General features: G+C 71.9%; 13 protein-coding genes. 5 read left to right on the top strand and 8 right to left on the bottom strand.

The window, feature by feature from the left end; translation table 11 throughout:
• From NON00_RS10970 to NON00_RS10955, 4 genes are all read left to right on the top strand, one after another.
• Positions 1-941 (top strand): branched-chain amino acid ABC transporter permease (locus tag NON00_RS10970; RefSeq protein ID WP_256020643.1); only part of this gene is annotated, 941 nt, incomplete at its 5' end.
• Positions 938-1705 carry an ABC transporter ATP-binding protein gene (locus tag NON00_RS10965; protein ID WP_256020641.1) on the top strand — a complete coding sequence of 256 codons (768 nt, stop codon included), beginning with the start codon at positions 938-940 and terminating at the stop codon, positions 1703-1705. The genes NON00_RS10970 and NON00_RS10965, both read left to right, overlap by 4 nt.
• Positions 1705-2403, top strand: coding sequence for an ABC transporter ATP-binding protein (locus NON00_RS10960; RefSeq protein ID WP_256020649.1), 699 nt, complete (start codon positions 1705-1707; stop codon positions 2401-2403). The genes NON00_RS10965 and NON00_RS10960 overlap by 1 nt, the downstream gene beginning before the upstream one ends.
• A 126-nt stretch (positions 2404-2529) precedes the next feature.
• Positions 2530-2910 carry a helix-turn-helix domain-containing protein gene (locus tag NON00_RS10955; RefSeq protein WP_256020639.1) on the top strand — a complete coding sequence of 127 codons (381 nt, stop codon included), beginning with the start codon at positions 2530-2532 and terminating at the stop codon, positions 2908-2910.
• An 18-nt stretch (positions 2911-2928) separates the two neighbouring features.
• On the opposite strand, the gene NON00_RS10950 is transcribed toward NON00_RS10955, so the two are convergent.
• The 3 genes from NON00_RS10950 to NON00_RS10940 form a co-directional block, all read right to left on the bottom strand.
• The gene (locus NON00_RS10950) at positions 2929-3210 is read right to left on the bottom strand and encodes a hypothetical protein (protein ID WP_256020636.1); all 282 of its coding nucleotides are present in this window, start codon (positions 3208-3210) and stop codon (positions 2929-2931) included.
• A gap of 117 nt (positions 3211-3327) precedes the next feature.
• Complete coding sequence (locus NON00_RS10945) at positions 3328-4650, bottom strand: aspartate aminotransferase family protein (protein WP_256020634.1); 1323 nt, start codon at positions 4648-4650, stop codon at positions 3328-3330.
• Complete coding sequence (locus NON00_RS10940) at positions 4647-5726, bottom strand: phosphotransferase (protein WP_256020632.1); 1080 nt, start codon at positions 5724-5726, stop codon at positions 4647-4649. The genes NON00_RS10945 and NON00_RS10940 overlap by 4 nt, the downstream gene beginning before the upstream one ends.
• Positions 5727-5922: 196 nt before the next feature.
• Between NON00_RS10940 and nhaA the strand changes: the two genes are divergently transcribed.
• Positions 5923-7131, top strand: a complete 1209-nt coding sequence (gene nhaA, locus NON00_RS10935) for a Na+/H+ antiporter NhaA (protein WP_256020630.1) — start codon at positions 5923-5925, stop codon at positions 7129-7131.
• Positions 7132-7221: 90 nt separating this feature from the next.
• Here nhaA and NON00_RS10930 read toward each other — a convergent pair whose 3' ends face one another.
• The 5 genes from NON00_RS10930 to NON00_RS10910 all read right to left on the bottom strand — a co-directional run bounded on the left by NON00_RS10930 (position 7222) and on the right by NON00_RS10910 (position 14431).
• Positions 7222-8811, bottom strand: a complete 1590-nt coding sequence (locus NON00_RS10930; RefSeq protein WP_256020627.1) for a PhoX family phosphatase — start codon at positions 8809-8811, stop codon at positions 7222-7224.
• Positions 8812-8978: 167 nt separating this feature from the next.
• The gene (locus tag NON00_RS10925; protein ID WP_256020625.1) at positions 8979-11273 is read right to left on the bottom strand and encodes a molybdopterin-dependent oxidoreductase; all 2295 of its coding nucleotides are present in this window, start codon (positions 11271-11273) and stop codon (positions 8979-8981) included.
• A 219-nt stretch (positions 11274-11492) separates the two neighbouring features.
• Positions 11493-12113, bottom strand: a complete 621-nt coding sequence (locus NON00_RS10920) for a CHAP domain-containing protein (RefSeq protein ID WP_256020622.1) — start codon at positions 12111-12113, stop codon at positions 11493-11495.
• Positions 12114-12557: 444 nt separating this feature from the next.
• A complete protein-coding gene (locus NON00_RS10915; RefSeq protein ID WP_256020620.1) occupies positions 12558-12908 on the bottom strand; it encodes a RidA family protein in 351 nt (116 codons plus the stop codon).
• Positions 12909-13177: 269 nt separating this feature from the next.
• Positions 13178-14431 (bottom strand): MFS transporter, encoded by a 1254-nt coding sequence (locus NON00_RS10910; RefSeq protein WP_256020617.1) that lies wholly within the window; start codon positions 14429-14431, stop codon positions 13178-13180.
• Positions 14432-14435: the final 4 nt, after the last annotated feature.

The following is a 14435-nucleotide window of genomic DNA, read 5'->3' as shown; positions in this document are numbered from 1 at the left end:
CGCCCCCCCTGCCCGCCCCGCCGCCGCGCTGGCTGCGCCGCCTGGCCTGGCCGGCGGCGGCGGTGCTGCTGCTGGCGCCGCTCTTCCTCGGCGACTATCCGCTGATCCTGCTGGCGGATTTCGCCGTCTTCATCCTCTTCGCCGCCAGCCTGCACCTCATCATGGGGCCGGCCGGCATGGCGAGCTTCGGCCATGCCGCCTATTTCGGCGCCGGCGCCTATGCCGCCGCGCTCCTGGCCAAATACCTCGCCGCGCCGATGGAAGCCGGGCTGGCCCTGGCGCCCTTCGCCGCCGGGCTGGCCGGGCTGGCCTTCGGCTGGTTCTGCGCCCGCCTCTCCGGCGTCTATGCCGCCATGCTGACCCTGGCCTTCGCCCAGATCACCTGGAGCATCGCCTTCCAGTGGGTCGAGGTCACCGGGGGCGACAATGGCATCCTCGGCGTCTGGCCAAGCGGCTGGGCGCGCGGGCGGCTGGCCTTCTTCTACCTGACGCTGGCGCTGTGCGGCCTCGGCGTCTGGCTGCTGCGGCGGGTGATCCAGGCGCCCTTCGGCCTCGCCCTGCGCGGGCAGCGCGATTCCGCCCTGCGCGCCGAGGCCATCGGCCTCGATGCCTTCCGCCTGCGCTGGATGGCCTTCGCCCTCAGCGCCGCCCTGGCCGGGCTGGCGGGGGCGCTCTTCGCCTATGGCAAGGGCAGCGTCTTCCCCTCCTTCCTCGGCATCGGCCGCAGCGTGGACGCGCTGCTGATGGTGCTGCTCGGCGGCGTGCAGACGGTGAGCGGGCCGATCCTCGGCGCCATCGCCTTCGCCGGGCTGCAGGAGCAGCTGGCCCGCGCCACCGATCTGTGGCGCCTGCTGCTCGGGCTGGTCATCCTGGCGCTGGTGATGTTCTTCCCGAATGGCCTCGCCGGGGCGCTGGACCGCCTGCGGGGGCGCTGGTCATGACGGCGCCCCTCCCGGAAGAAGCGCCCCTGCTCGAAGCCCGCAACCTGCGCAAGCACTGGGGCGGCGTGGCGGCGGTGGAGGATGTCTCCTTCGCCGTGCGGCCGGGCGAGATGCTGGCGCTGATCGGCCCCAATGGCGCCGGCAAATCCACCTGCTTCAACATGCTGAACGGGCAGATCCGCCCGGATGCCGGCCGGGTGCGGCTGGCGGGGCGGGACATCACCGGCCTGCCGCCGCGCGCCGTCTGGCGGCTCGGGGTCGGGCGCTGCTTCCAGGTCACCGCCACCTTCGGCTCCCTCACCCTGCGCGACAATGTGCGGCTGGCCCTGCTCTCGCACCACCGCCGCCTCTTCGGCCTGTGGCGCCCGGCGGCGGCGCAGATGACGGCGGAGGCGGAGGCGCTGCTGGCGCGCGTCGGCCTGCTGGCCCAGGCGGGGCGGCCCTGCGGCGTGCTGGCCTATGGCGACCTGAAGCGGCTGGAACTGGCCATGGCCCTCTCCAACCAGCCCCGGCTGCTGCTGATGGACGAGCCCACCGCCGGCATGGCCCCGGATGCCCGCATCGCCCTGATGGCCGAGACCGCCGCCCTGGCGCGCGCCGCCGGCATCGCCGTGCTCTTCACCGAGCACGACATGGATGTGGTCTTCGGCCATGCCGACCGCGTGCTGGTGCTGGAGCGCGGCCGGCTGATCGCCGATGGCACGCCCGCCGCGGTGCGCGCCGATCCGCGCGTGCGGCAGGTCTATCTGGGAAAGGCGGGATGATGCTGGAGGTGGCGGGCCTGCACGCCCATTACGGGCGCGCCCATATCCTGCATGGCGTGAGCCTGCGCGTCGGCGCGGGCGAGGTGGTGTGCCTGCTCGGCCGCAACGGCGCCGGCAAGAGCACGACGATGAAGGCCATCATGGGCCTGGTGCCGCCCAGCGCCGGCACGGTGCGCTTCCTCGGGCGCGAGGTGACCGGGCAGGCGCCGCACCGCATCGCCCGCGCGGGCCTGGGCTATGTGCCGGAGGAGCGGCGCATCTTCCCCGGCCTCACCGTGCTGGAGAATCTGGAGGTGGGCCGCCGCCCCGCCCCGCCCGGCCTGCGGCCCTGGACGGTGGAGCGGCTCTTTGCCCTCTTCCCCAGCCTCGCCGCGCTCCGCCACCGCCCCGGCGGACGCATGAGCGGCGGCGAGCAGCAGATGCTCACCATCGCCCGCACCCTGATGGGCAACCCGCGCCTGCTGCTGCTGGACGAGCCTTCCGAGGGGCTGGCCCCCGTCATCCTCGACCGCATGGCGGAGGCCATCGCCGGGCTGAAGGCGGAGGGCCTGTCCATCCTGCTCTCCGAGCAGAATCCGGGTTTCGCCGCTGAACTGGCGGACCGCGCCTACCTGCTGGAGAGCGGCGCCCTTCGCCACGAAGCGCCCATGGCGGCCCTGCTGGCCGATGAAGAGAGCCGGCGCTATCTGTTGATATGAGGCCAGGATGCAGACCGAGCGTCTGCAGGCCCAAACCCACGCTCCACTCGACGGGTAAGACTCGGGTGCCAGGGACGACCGGCAATGCTAGAATCTTGCTCATCGATCTTCTTAATAGGATAGTAAATGCAATATCTCCTGACTGCTGTGTCCAATACTTACCTCAAGTCCAACCGCAGCACTCATTCCAGGGATCTGGCCGAGACAGACAAGCTTGCCGCAAAAGCCGGCGAAGCGCTCGAAGCCGCGGAGCTAACGCGTGAAGGCGGTTATTTCGTGGTACGAAATGCCGTGCTGAACGGTCAGGCAGTGCCGACGCACATCGTTTATGCTCTAGCAGACCACTGGAACCAGACAGAACAGCCGGTCCGCACACCTGCCTCCTCCGAAGACAAGCAGGCACGCGCCCTGCAGATGCTGGCTGCTGGGCAATCAGTGTCGGCCATCGCAAAGGAATTGCGGATCGGCCGCGCCTTCATCAAGCGTTGGCGTGACGCGGCACCCTGAAGCAGAGCCAGCCGCAGGCTAAAACCCCAGCCGCACCGCCAGCAGCGCCACGGCCCAGCCGGCCCCCATCCCCAGCACCGCGCCCAGCATCACCTCCCGCGCCAGCCGGGAGAGGCGGGAGAGGGGAAGATCCGGCCAGGAGAGCCAGGGAAGCGCGGGCAGGACCCATCTCTGCCCTGCCCGCGCCCTGCCGCCTGCCCATCCTTCAGGCCCCGCCACCACCCAGGAGGGGGAGGCCGCGGGGGAGCGCGGCACAATCCAGGCGGGCGGGGCGCAGGGGGGGAAGGACGGGCTCGGCATGGCCAAATGAGAACATAAACAGAACATGGCCACAAGCCGCCGCCACGCCGAGCCTGCCACAGACGAGAACAGAACAGGAAAATTTTTGGTGAGGCGGCCGCAGCGGCCGCCCCGCCCTCAGCCCGCGCGCATCTCCGTCAGCACGGCGTCCATGGCCTCCAGGAAGCGCTCGGCATGCTCCTGGCGGAAGACCAGCGGCGGGCGGATCTTCAGCACATTGGCATCCGGCCCGGCGGCGCTGATGAGCACGCGGCGCTCGCGCAGCCCGTTCACCAGGCGGGCGGTCTCGGCGGTGGCGGGGGCCCTGGTGGCGCGGTCCGTCACCATCTCCACGCCGACGAAGAGGCCCGCGCCCCGCACATCGCCGATCAACGCATGGCGCCCCGCCAGCTGCCGCAGCCCGTCGCGCAGGAATGCGCCGGTGGCGCGGGCATTGTCCATGAGCCTCTCGCCCTCGATCACCTCCAGCACCGCCTGCCCGACGGCGCAGGAGACGGGGTTGCCGCCGAAGGTGTTGAAGTAGCGCGTGGCCTCGCCGAAGCGCTGGAGGATCTGCGGCTGGGAGACCATGGCGGCGATCGGGTGGCCATTGCCCATGGGCTTGCCCATGGTGACGATGTCCGGCACCAGCCCGTGGCGCTGGAAGCCCCACATCGCCTCGCCCGTGCGGCCGAAGCCGGGCTGCACCTCGTCGGCGATGAACAGCCCGCCCGCCTCGCGGATGGCCGCCACCGCCGGCGCCAGGAAGCCGGCGGGGTCGGCGAAGACGCCGTCACTGGAGAAGATGGTATCGACCAGCAGCGCGGCGGGGGTGATGCCGGCGGCCCGGAGATCGGCGATGGCGGCGCGCACATCGGCGGCGAAGCGCTCCGCCACCCCCGGCCCGCCGCGGTAGAGATCAGGCGCCGGCACGGTGCGGACATTCTTCCCCAGCGTGATGTGCTGGCCGAGCGAGGGCGACATCTCCGAGATCGCCACCGTCACCCCGTGATAGGCGAGGCGGGTGACGATGAAGCCCTCCCCCCCCGTGTAGCTGCGCGCCACGCGGTAGGCGAGGTCATTGGCCTCGCTGCCCGTGCAGGTGAACATGACGTGGCAGAGCTCAGGCGGGAAATGGCCCAGCAGCGCCTCGGCGTAGTCGAGGATGATGGGGTTGAGGTAGCGCGTATGGGTGTTCAGCACCGCCGCCTGCCGGGCGAGGGCGGCCACCACATGCGGGTGGCAATGCCCGACGCTGGCGACGTTGTTGTAGACATCGAGATAGGCGTTGCCATCGGGGTCGTAGAGCCACACCCCCTCGCCGCGCACCAGATGCACGGGGTTGGCGTAGAACAGCCGGTAGGCGGGGCCGAGCAGCTTCTGCCGCCGGGCGATCATCGCCTGCTCGCGGCTGCCGACGCCATTGGTGGCCTTCGGGTCGAAGGCATTGATCATGCTCATGCGTGGAGGGCCTTCCGCAGGTAAGCCTGGGCCTCGGCGCGCGGCAGGGCGCCCAGGCGGCGCAGCCCGGCGAGGCTGCGGGGATAGTTGCGCAGGATATAGGGGGCGTTCTCCGGCTGCCGCGCCGCGCGCCAGCCGCTGATCGTCACCGCCACCGCCAGCCGCGTGGCGATGAGGTCGGCCAGGATCTCCACCTCCTCCGGCCAAAGCGGGCAGACGGCATGGAAGGCGGCGGCCAGCTCCGCCGGGCCTTCCAGCGGGTGCCCCTCGGGCAGGATCTGGTAGGCGGCGGCGGTGGCGAGGTCCTGCACCATCGGCGCCCGCACCATGTCACCAAAGTCGATGATACCGCTGATCCGCCGGTCATCCGCCGGGTCGGTCAGGATGTTGTGCGGGTTGAAGTCGTTATGGATCACCTGCGGGCGCAGCCCGGGCAGCAGTGGCAGGGCGTGCCGTTCGAAGCGCTCCAGCATGGCGGTGGCCAGGGCGCGGTCCGCCGCCTCGGGCAGATGCGCCAGCAGCGGGCGCAGCCGCAGGGCGCGCTGGATGTCCCACATCAGCACATGCCCTTCCGACGGATGCCGGAAGCCCGAAAGCGCCCGGTCCAGCCGCGCCAGGCAGCCGCCGAGCATGGCGCGCTGCGCGCCGCTCGGCGCGGCGAGGTGCAGCGGCTTGCCGGGCAGGTAGTCGAGCAGCCGCACGCGGCAGGGCGTGCCGCCACCCTCGGGCTGCCACAGCGCCTCGGGCGCCGCGCCGGAAAGCGGGCGGTGCAGGCGCGGCACCGGCAGGTCCGGCCCCGCCTCGCCCAGATGCAGCAGGGCGCGGCTCTGGAAATCGGAGACACCGGGTTCCTCGGCCGGGTTGATCACCCGCAGCGCGTAGTCCCGCCCATCGGCGCCGCGCAGGTGGAAATTGCGGTCGCGCTCGCCGGTCAGGGGGTGGACCTCGCCGGTGATGCCGAAGGCCTCCCGCGCCAGCCGCGCGGCCTCCTCCAGGCTGACCGCCGGGGCCGGGGTATCGAGCACCGCCCCCACTTCCACACCGGTTTCCACACCGCTTGCCTCTGTCGCCGTCACGCCGCCTCCTGTCGCAGCCAAGGGGCGCGCATCATGCGCCGGGGCTGGCCGCGCGGCCATATGGGCAACCCGCCGGCCACGGCCGTTTTCCGGCCCTGGATGGCCGATTCCGGGTTGCCCCGGTGCGGCGCAGCCGGCAAAGGACATGAAAAAAATTTCATGATGGCCGCACATGGCCCAGCCAGGAGGTCCCGGCATGTCGCAGACACTTCGCCGCGGGCGCATCGCATCGGCGATGCGGCGCTTCATCGACAACGAGGCCGCCAGCGGGCTGCTGCTGATGGGGGTAGCGGCGCTGGCCATCCTCACCGCCAATTCCCCCCTGGCACCCGCCTATTTCGGGGCGCTGCACGCCTATCTCGGGCCGCTCAGCCTGCAGCACTGGATCAATGACGCGCTGATGGCCGTCTTCTTCCTGATGGTCGGGCTGGAGATCAAGCGGGAGATGCTGGATGGCCAGCTTTCCACCTGGGGCCGGCGGCTGCTGCCCGGGGCGGCGGCGGCGGGCGGCATGGCGGCGCCGGCGCTGATCTACATCGCCTTCAATGCCGGGGATGCGGCGGCGCTGCGCGGCTGGGCCATCCCAGCCGCCACGGACATCGCCTTCGCGCTCGGCGTGCTGTCGCTGCTCGGGCCGCGCGTGCCGGTGTCGCTGAAGGTCTTCCTGGCGGCGCTGGCGATCCTCGACGACCTCGGGGCGGTGGTCATCATCGCGCTGTTCTACACCAGCGGCCTGTCCCTGCCGGCGCTGGGCGGGGCGGCGGCGGTGCTGGCGCTGCTCTTCACGCTGAACCGGCGCGGGGTGCAGTCGCTCACCCCCTATCTGGTGCTGGGGTTCGGGCTGTGGGTGCTGGTGCTGCAATCGGGCGTGCATGCCACGCTGGCGGGGGTGCTGCTGGCGCTGGCCATCCCCATCCGCCTGACGCCCGGCGCGCCCGAGGCCTCGCCCGAGGAATCCCCCCTGCACCGGCTGGAGCATGCGCTGCACCGCCCGGTCTCCTTCGTCATCGTGCCCGTCTTCGGCTTCGCCAATGCCGGGGTGTCCTTCGCCGGGCTGGGCCCTGGCGCGCTGCTGGAACCGCTGACGCTGGGCGTCGCCGCCGGGCTGGTGCTGGGCAAGCTGGCGGGCGTCTTCGGCAGCGCCGCGCTGATGATCCGCCTCGGCGCCGCGCAACTGCCGGCCGGGGCCAGCTGGGGGCAGCTTTTCGGCGTCGCCCTGCTCTGCGGCATCGGCTTCACCATGAGCCTGTTCATCGGCCTGCTCGCCTTCGCCGAGGCGGCGGAGATGCAGGAACGGGTGAAGCTCGGCATCCTGGCCGGGTCGCTGGTGGCCGGGCTGGCGGGCTATGCCGTGCTGCGGGTGGCCCGGCGCGAAGGCAAGGCACCGGGGACGAAAGGAGCGTGAAGCACGTTCTTTTTTGAAAAAAAGAACCAAAAAACTTTTTTCAGGCAGCGTCCCGCCTCCGGCATGAAGCGGGACGCCAAACTGAAAAAATTATCCGCCGACCCGGCCACCGGCCTCCCGCGTGAAGGTGACGAGCGTGCTGCGCGGCGGCAAGGCGGGGTCGAAGGCGGGCCAGCGGGTGCCGGGGCGCTCATAGCTGGCGCCCGGCTCCGCCCCCGGGGTGCGCACCAGGGCGAAGAGAGACAGCCCGTCCGGGCTCATCGCCGCGCCGCCGATCGCGGCGCCGCGCGGGGCGCCATAGAGCGGCAGGGCAAAGCCACGGCCCGGCCCCTGGGCGTCGCAGCCGAACAACCCGTCCGGCGCCGCCCCCACCTGCCCGTCATGGTCGGTGCCGATCCACAGCCGCCCGGCGCTGTCGAGTTCCAGCGTCGCCGGGCAGTCAGGCCAGGCGCGCACGGAGGCAGCGAAGCGCGGCCCCGGCGCGCCACCCACCAGCAGCAGCCCTGCCTCGGCCGTCTCGGCGGCGTGGTCGCCCCCGGCGGGGATGATCTCGACGATATGCCCGCCCCCGCTGCCGGCGCGCGGATTCAGCGCGTCCACCTGGTCCGGCCGGCGGGCGGCATTGCCCTTGCAGGCGAGGTAGAGGCGGCCGCCGCGCGGGTCCACCGCCAGCCCGGCAGGCAGGTCGAAGGCCAGGGCGCCCGCCTGGGCGGCCGCGGCGATGGGGTCGAACGCCGTGCCCGCCCCCTGCGGCAGGGCCACCCAGCGCAGGCGCCGCCCTTCCAGCCGCGCCACGGAGAGGGTGCCCTGGTCCAGCGCATCCGCCGCGCTGGCCGGGCCGGCGGAGATGAAGCGGAAGAGATGACCGAAGGCGCGGTGGTCCGAGAGATAGACCACCGCCCGGCCATCCTGGGTGAGCGCCGCCGCCACATCGCCGCGCGGGAAGCGGGCCAGGGCGGTGCGCTTGGCGGGGACGGAGGCCGGGTCCAGCGGGTCCAGCTCCACCACCCAGCCGAAGCGGGTGCCCTCGGTGAAACGGGCATCGAGGCTGGCGAGGCGCGCCACCCAGGGGGCCGGGTCGTCCTCGGCGAGCAGCAGCGTGCCCCAGGGCGTGGTGCAGCCGCCAGCGAGGCCGAGCACCCCCTGCACCGAACCGCCCAGCGGATCGGCGGCGGGGCCGGTGATGCGGCAGAGGGTTTCCGCCGTCAGCCGGCGGGATTGATAGCCGCCATCGACGATGATCCAGCGCCCCGCCTGAAGCTCGATATTGAGCAGGGAGGCGCCCTGCATCATGGCCGCCACCGCCGGGCGGTCCTGCCCGCCGGGAAAGGCCATGGCGGGGTCCACGGTGGGGTGGGCCACGGCCAGCACGCCGCGCGCCACGCCATCCGCCCCGGCGGGCGGCAGGGCAATGCCGCAGATCCGCCCATCCCAGCCGAACTGGGTGGCGGCGGCCTCGGGGGTCGGGCGGCGCGGGTTCCAGGGCTGGGCGTCGAAGGTCACGCGGTCCCCCCAGCGGACCAGCACATCCCGGCGATAACCGGGGGCCACGCTGTCATCCAGCTTCAACGGCAGGGCGAGCGGCGGCATGTCGAGGGTGACGACCTGCGCCCGCGCCGCGGCGGCGGCCAGCGGCAGGGCGGCGCAGGAACCCAGCAGGGCGCGGCGGGTGAGGGTCATGCGGGAGCCTCCTTCCCAGAAACTGTTTGAAAACGCGGGCCATGAGGGGGCTTTGCCCTCTCAAACACCCCCAGCAGGGGACAGGGTCCCCTGCACCCGCCTTCAGAAAGGGTTTCCAAAGGCCTCAGGCCTTTGGTGGGGAGAGTTTGAGAGGGGCGAAGCCCCTCTCAAGCGGCGGCGGGGCGTGGCGCATGCAGCACGCTCACCGGGGGCAGCTCCCCCACGAAGCGCTCCACCTGCACGAGGCAGGACTGCGCGGCGCAGCCCTGGCCCAGCGGCGAGGTGCCGATATCCTGGGTGAGCACATTGGGGTTGCCATGGCGGTCCAGCCCCGTCTCCGGGTCCGGGTCCCACCAGGCGCCGGTGGCCATGGCGACGACGCCGGGGCGGATCTCCTCCGTCACGCAGAGGCCGGCGAGGCAGGCGCCGCGGTCGTTGAAGACGCGCAGGATATCGCCATCGGCGAGGCCGCGCGCGGCGGCATCGGCGGGGTGCATGCGCAGCGGCTCGCGGCCCTGGATCTTGCTCGCCGCCGCCACCGGGCCGGGGTCGAGCTGGCCATGCAGCCGCGTCACCGGCTGGTAGGAGAGCAGGTGCAGCGGGTAGCGCGCGGCCAGCGGCGCGCCGAGATACTCGGCCGGCGGCACCCAATGCGGATGCCCGGCGACGCCGGCATAGCCGAAGCCGGCGATCGTCTCGGAATACAGCTCCACCTTGCCGGAGGGCGTGGCGAGCGGGTGGGCCACCGGGTCGCGGTGGAACTCGGCGAAGAGGACGTGCTCCTCCTCCGGCGGCGGCACCTCGACATGGCCGGCGGCCCAGAATTCCTCATAGCCCGGCGCCGCGAAGCCCATGCGTTCGCAGGCGGAGCGCCAGCGCTCATAGAGGTGGCGCAGCCAGGCGGCCTCGTCACGCTGCTCGGTGAAGCGGTCGCGGAAGCCCAGATGCTCGGCCATGTCGGCCAGCATGTCGTGGTCGTTGCGCGCCTGGCCCTGCGGCGGGATGGCCCGGTGCATGGCGCGCAGGAAGCGGTCATTGGAGGAGGAGGCGATATCGTTGCGCTCCAGCGTCGTCGTCGCCGGCAGGACGATATCGGCATGGCGGGCGGCGGCGGTCCACCACGGCTCCTGCACCACGATGGTCTCCGCCCGGCACCAGCCGCGCAGCAGGCGGTTGAGATCCTGGTGGTGGTGGAAGGGGTTGCCGCCGGCCCACCAGATCATGCGGATATCGGGCAGGGTGATCTGGCGGCCATTATAGTCCAGCACCGCACCCGGGCGCTCCAGCAGTTCGGTGACGCGGGCGACGGGGATGGCGGGGCCCGCCGGGTTGCGCGTGGCGGGGAGCGAGACGGAAGGCAGGCGGCGGCGCGGCGTGCCCATGCCGTTCAGCGAGCCATAGCCGAAGGCCACGCCCTCCCCCGGCCGGCCGATGCCCCCCAGCGCGGCGGCCAGGGCGACCAGCGCCCACCAGGGCTGTTCCCCGTGCTCGGCGCGCTGGAGGGACCAGGTGGCGGTCAGCATGGTGGGCTGGCGCGCGGCCTCCAGCGCCAGGGCGCGGATGGTCTCCGCCGGCACCTCGGTGATGGCGGCGGCCCAGGCGGCGCTTTTCGGCGTGCCATCCGCCTCGCCCAGCAGATAGGCGCGCAGCCGCTCCCACCCCGTGCAGTGGGTGGCGAGGAAGCCGCGATCCTCCAGCCCCGCCTCCACCAGCGTGTGCAGCAGGGCGAGGATCAGCGCCGCATCGGTGTTGGGGCGGATGGGCACCCATTCGGCACCCAGGAAATCCGGCGCATCGCCGCGGAAGGGCGAGATATTGACGAAGCGCACCCCCGCCGCCGCCACCTGCCGCAGCCAGGGGACATATTCATGCGCCCCGGCGCCGCCGGCGGTGACCAGCGTGTTCTTCAGCGGCAGGCCCCCCAGGCAGAGCATCAGCTTCGTGTGGCGGGCGATGCTGGGCCAGTCCGTCACCGGCCCCTGCAGCACCTCGTTGGTGCCGAGGATATGCGGCATCAGCGTCATGCCGGCGCCGTAGGAGTAGTTCGTCACCTGGGTGGTGAAGCCGCCGCCCAGGCCGAGGAAGCGTTGCAGCTGGCTGCGCGCATGGTGGAAGCGCCCGGCCGAGGACCAGCCATAGGAGCCGCCCAGGATGGCGCTATGGCCATGCGCGGCGCGGATGCGGGCGCTTTCCTCCGCCACCAGGCGGATGGCCTCGTCCCAGGGGACGGGAATGAAGTCGCGGTCGCCGCGCACCGCGCCGCGCCGCTCGCCGCGCAGCCAGCCGGCGCGGATATAGGGGCGGTCGATGCGGCTCGGCGCGTGGACGGCGGCGGGGACGGAGTCGATCAGATGGCCCGGCTGCGGATCCCGCGCGAAGGGACGCACCCCTACCACGCGCCCGTCTTCCACCACCGCGTCGAAATAGCCCCAATGGGCGGCGTGCGGGGTGAGGACGGGCATGCGTGTGTCTCCTGAAGGCCAGCGGGGCGGAGAATGCGCCGCCCCGGCGTGGCGCGCAAATCGGCGCCGCGGGCCGCGCCGTCCAGGGGGGAGCGGCGGGTGGGCCTGAAAAAAGCCGCCCATCCGGCGGGGCGGCGGCGCGGCCACGAAAAAGGCCGCCCTGATGGCAGGGCGGCCTCCGGCAGAGGGTCCGGGGAGAAGATCGGGCCGGCGCGGGGCTCAGCGCGCGTTGAGGTTCAGTTCCTGGAGGGCGCCGGCCATGTGGTCGGCATGGGCGCGGGCGGGGGACGGCGCCTCGGCCACTTCCTCGAAGCCGCCATTGTCGGCGGTGCGCATGGAGCCGGCCGGGCGGTTGTGGATGAAGCCGTTGGTCGGATAGGGGCGGCCGTAATCGCCGCCATGGCCGACCTGCACGCGCACCAGCGTCCAGTCATTGCGGTCGGACACGTCGATGACCGAGACGCCGCGCATGACGGTGCCCTTGCGGATGCCCGGGCCTTCCCAATTGGCGTGGTCGATCAGGATCTCGCGGCTGTTCACCACGCGGGAGACGACAGCGACATGGCCGGAGCGCATGCCGCCCGAGGCGCGGAAGCTGAGCACGGAGCCGCGCTCCGGGCGCTGGCCACGCGCATAGCTGCCGGCGGCATTGGCCCACCAGAGATGGGCATTGCCGCTGATGTCCATGCCGGTGACGGAGCGGACATAGGGCACGCAGGAAATGCCGGAGATGGCGGCCGGGACGCTGGCGAGGCGGCGGTTGCCCGGCTGCGGCTTGACGGTGTGCGGCTTGGCGCTGGCGGTGCGCGCGGCCTGCTGCGTCACGCGGGGCTGCTTCACGGTTTCCCGCGCATTCCGTGTCGTGGCCGCTTCCGCAACCGGAACGGCGCAGAAAGCTCCAAACAGGACGGCGAACGCCACCGCTGTGCTCTTACCCCGCATACGACCCCCGAACCCTGTCTCTCGCTACCCGGCTTTCACCGTGGCTCTCCACCCGGCCATCGCCGTGGTGCATTGCGGGTAGCAAGGCGCTGCATGGGGGGGCAATCCCGGGCGGTGTTACAGCGGGAAATGCGGCGTGATTCGCAATTTCGCGCCTTCTGAGACGCGCGTGAATGAGAGATTAATCCTAGATGCGCCCCGTAACACTTTGAAAGACACAGTGTTGCGGCAAAAATACAACAGTTCGTGCAAGCCTCTGACAAAGCCAACAAAAACGGCGCCGCGAGGGTCTCTCGCGGCGCCGAATCGGGTCATTTTGCTCGCGAAAGCGTGAGTTCGCGCTTAGCGGCAGGCTGTGATCATAATCTCAACCAGGTGGCGAGGATCGGCCATGTTGGCCTGCACGCAGGCGCGCACCGGCGCGCCGCCTTCCGGCAGCCACTCGATCCACAGCTTGTTCATGGCGTCACGGTCCCGGATGTCCTTCAGCCAGACCTGGGCCTGGAGCAGGCGGGTCTTGTCGGTGCCGTGGCCTTCCAGCGCGGCATCGATCTTGGCCAGGACCTGCTTGGTCTGGCCGACCACGTCCTGGCTGAGATCGTCGGCGGTCATGCCCGCCAGGAAGACGAAGCCATGATACTCGACGGCGCCGGAAAGGACCGGGTTCACGTCGTGGCGGGTGATCTTGCTCATCGGGTCTTCGCGCTCCCTGGGTGAGGCCGCGCCGGACAGGCTTTTCCGGCCGCGACATGAGGCCCGCCGCTTCTACGGCGCCCCCGGAAGAGCCGCAAGGTGGCGGCCGCCGGGTTTCCGCCACCCTCTCTTGAGAGGGGCTTCGCCCCTCTCAAACTCTCCCGACCAAAGGCCTGAGGCCTTTGGAAACCCATCCGTTGGTTCCCAACTGAAGGCGGGTGCAGGGGACCCCGTCCCCTGCTGGGGGAGTTTGAGGGGGCAAAGCCCCCTCAAGCCGGCGGCGCCTGCTCCAGCACGGCGGCGATGCGCCCCTGGCGGGCCCGCGCCCAGCCATAGGCCAGCAATGCCAGCGCCACCGCCACCAGGGTGGGCCAGCGCAGCCCGAAGGCCTCGCCCGCCGCGCCGAGCAGCAGGGCCCCCAGCGCCGGGCAGGCGCGGGTGATCATGCCCCAGAGTGCCAGCACCCGGCCGCGCATGGCCGGGTCCGCCGCCGTCTGGGCGAGCTGCTGCACCGAGATGCCATGCAGCGAGGCGGTGCCGCCGATCAGCGCCGCGCTGGCCAGGCCGAGGGGAAACCACCCCGTGGCGGCGAAGCCGGCGGTGGCCAGGGCCTGCAGCGCGGTGGCGCGGATGGCGATGGCCGTGGCCCCCTGCACCCGCCCGCGCGCCGCCAGCCAGAAGCCCGTCACCAGCGCCCCGGCGCCGAAGCAGGTGGTGAGCAGCGCCAGGGATTCCGCGCCGCGGCCGAAATTGCGCTCGACGAAGGGCGGCAGCAATTCCTGCACGCAGCGCAACAGCACGCCGATACAGGCGGCATGCAGCAGCAGCGGCCCGAGCCCCGGATGGCGCGCGATGTAGCGCAGGCCCTCCACCACCTCGCCGAAGAGGCTGCCGGTGGCCGGGTGGCCGCGGCGGTGCGCCGGGTCCACCCGCAGCATCGGCATGGTGATGACGGCACTGCCATAGGCCAGGGCGTTGCAGGCGATGGCGGGCGCCACGCCGAAGGCGGCGATCACCGGCCCCGCCAGGGCCGGGCCGATGAAGCGCGCCACGTTGAAGACCAGGGAATTGCAGGCCACCGCCGCCGGCAGGTCCGCCTTCGGCACGATGCCGGACATCAGCGTCTGCCGCGCCGGCTGGGCGAAGCTGGCGGCGGTGCCGCTCAGCAGTTCCAGCGCCACGAGGTATTCGACGCAGATCAGGTCCGTGGCCACCAGGGTGGCGACCAGCGCCGCCTCCAGCCCGATCACCACCTGGGAGAGGGTGGCGAGCCGCAGGCGGTCCAGCCGGTCCGCCACCGCCCCGGCGATGGGGCTGATCACCGCCGCCGGGGCGAGGTCGCTGAAGGCGACGAGGCCGACCCAGAGGGCGCTTTCCGTCATCTCCCAGGCCAGCCAGGAGACGGCGATGCGGTGCATCCACAGGCCGGTCCAGGAGGTCAGGCTGGCGCCGAAGAAAATGCGGGCATTCCGGGTGGCCAGCGCGCGGGAGAGCGCGCCGAAGGGCGACCGGAAGACCGGCACCGGA

The organism is Roseomonas sp. GC11 (genome assembly GCF_024437745.1).
GTDB lineage: Bacteria > Pseudomonadota > Alphaproteobacteria > Acetobacterales > Acetobacteraceae > Pseudoroseomonas.
Note: the sequence above shows the minus strand (reverse complement) of the source record. Positions and strands in the feature narration are given on the sequence as shown.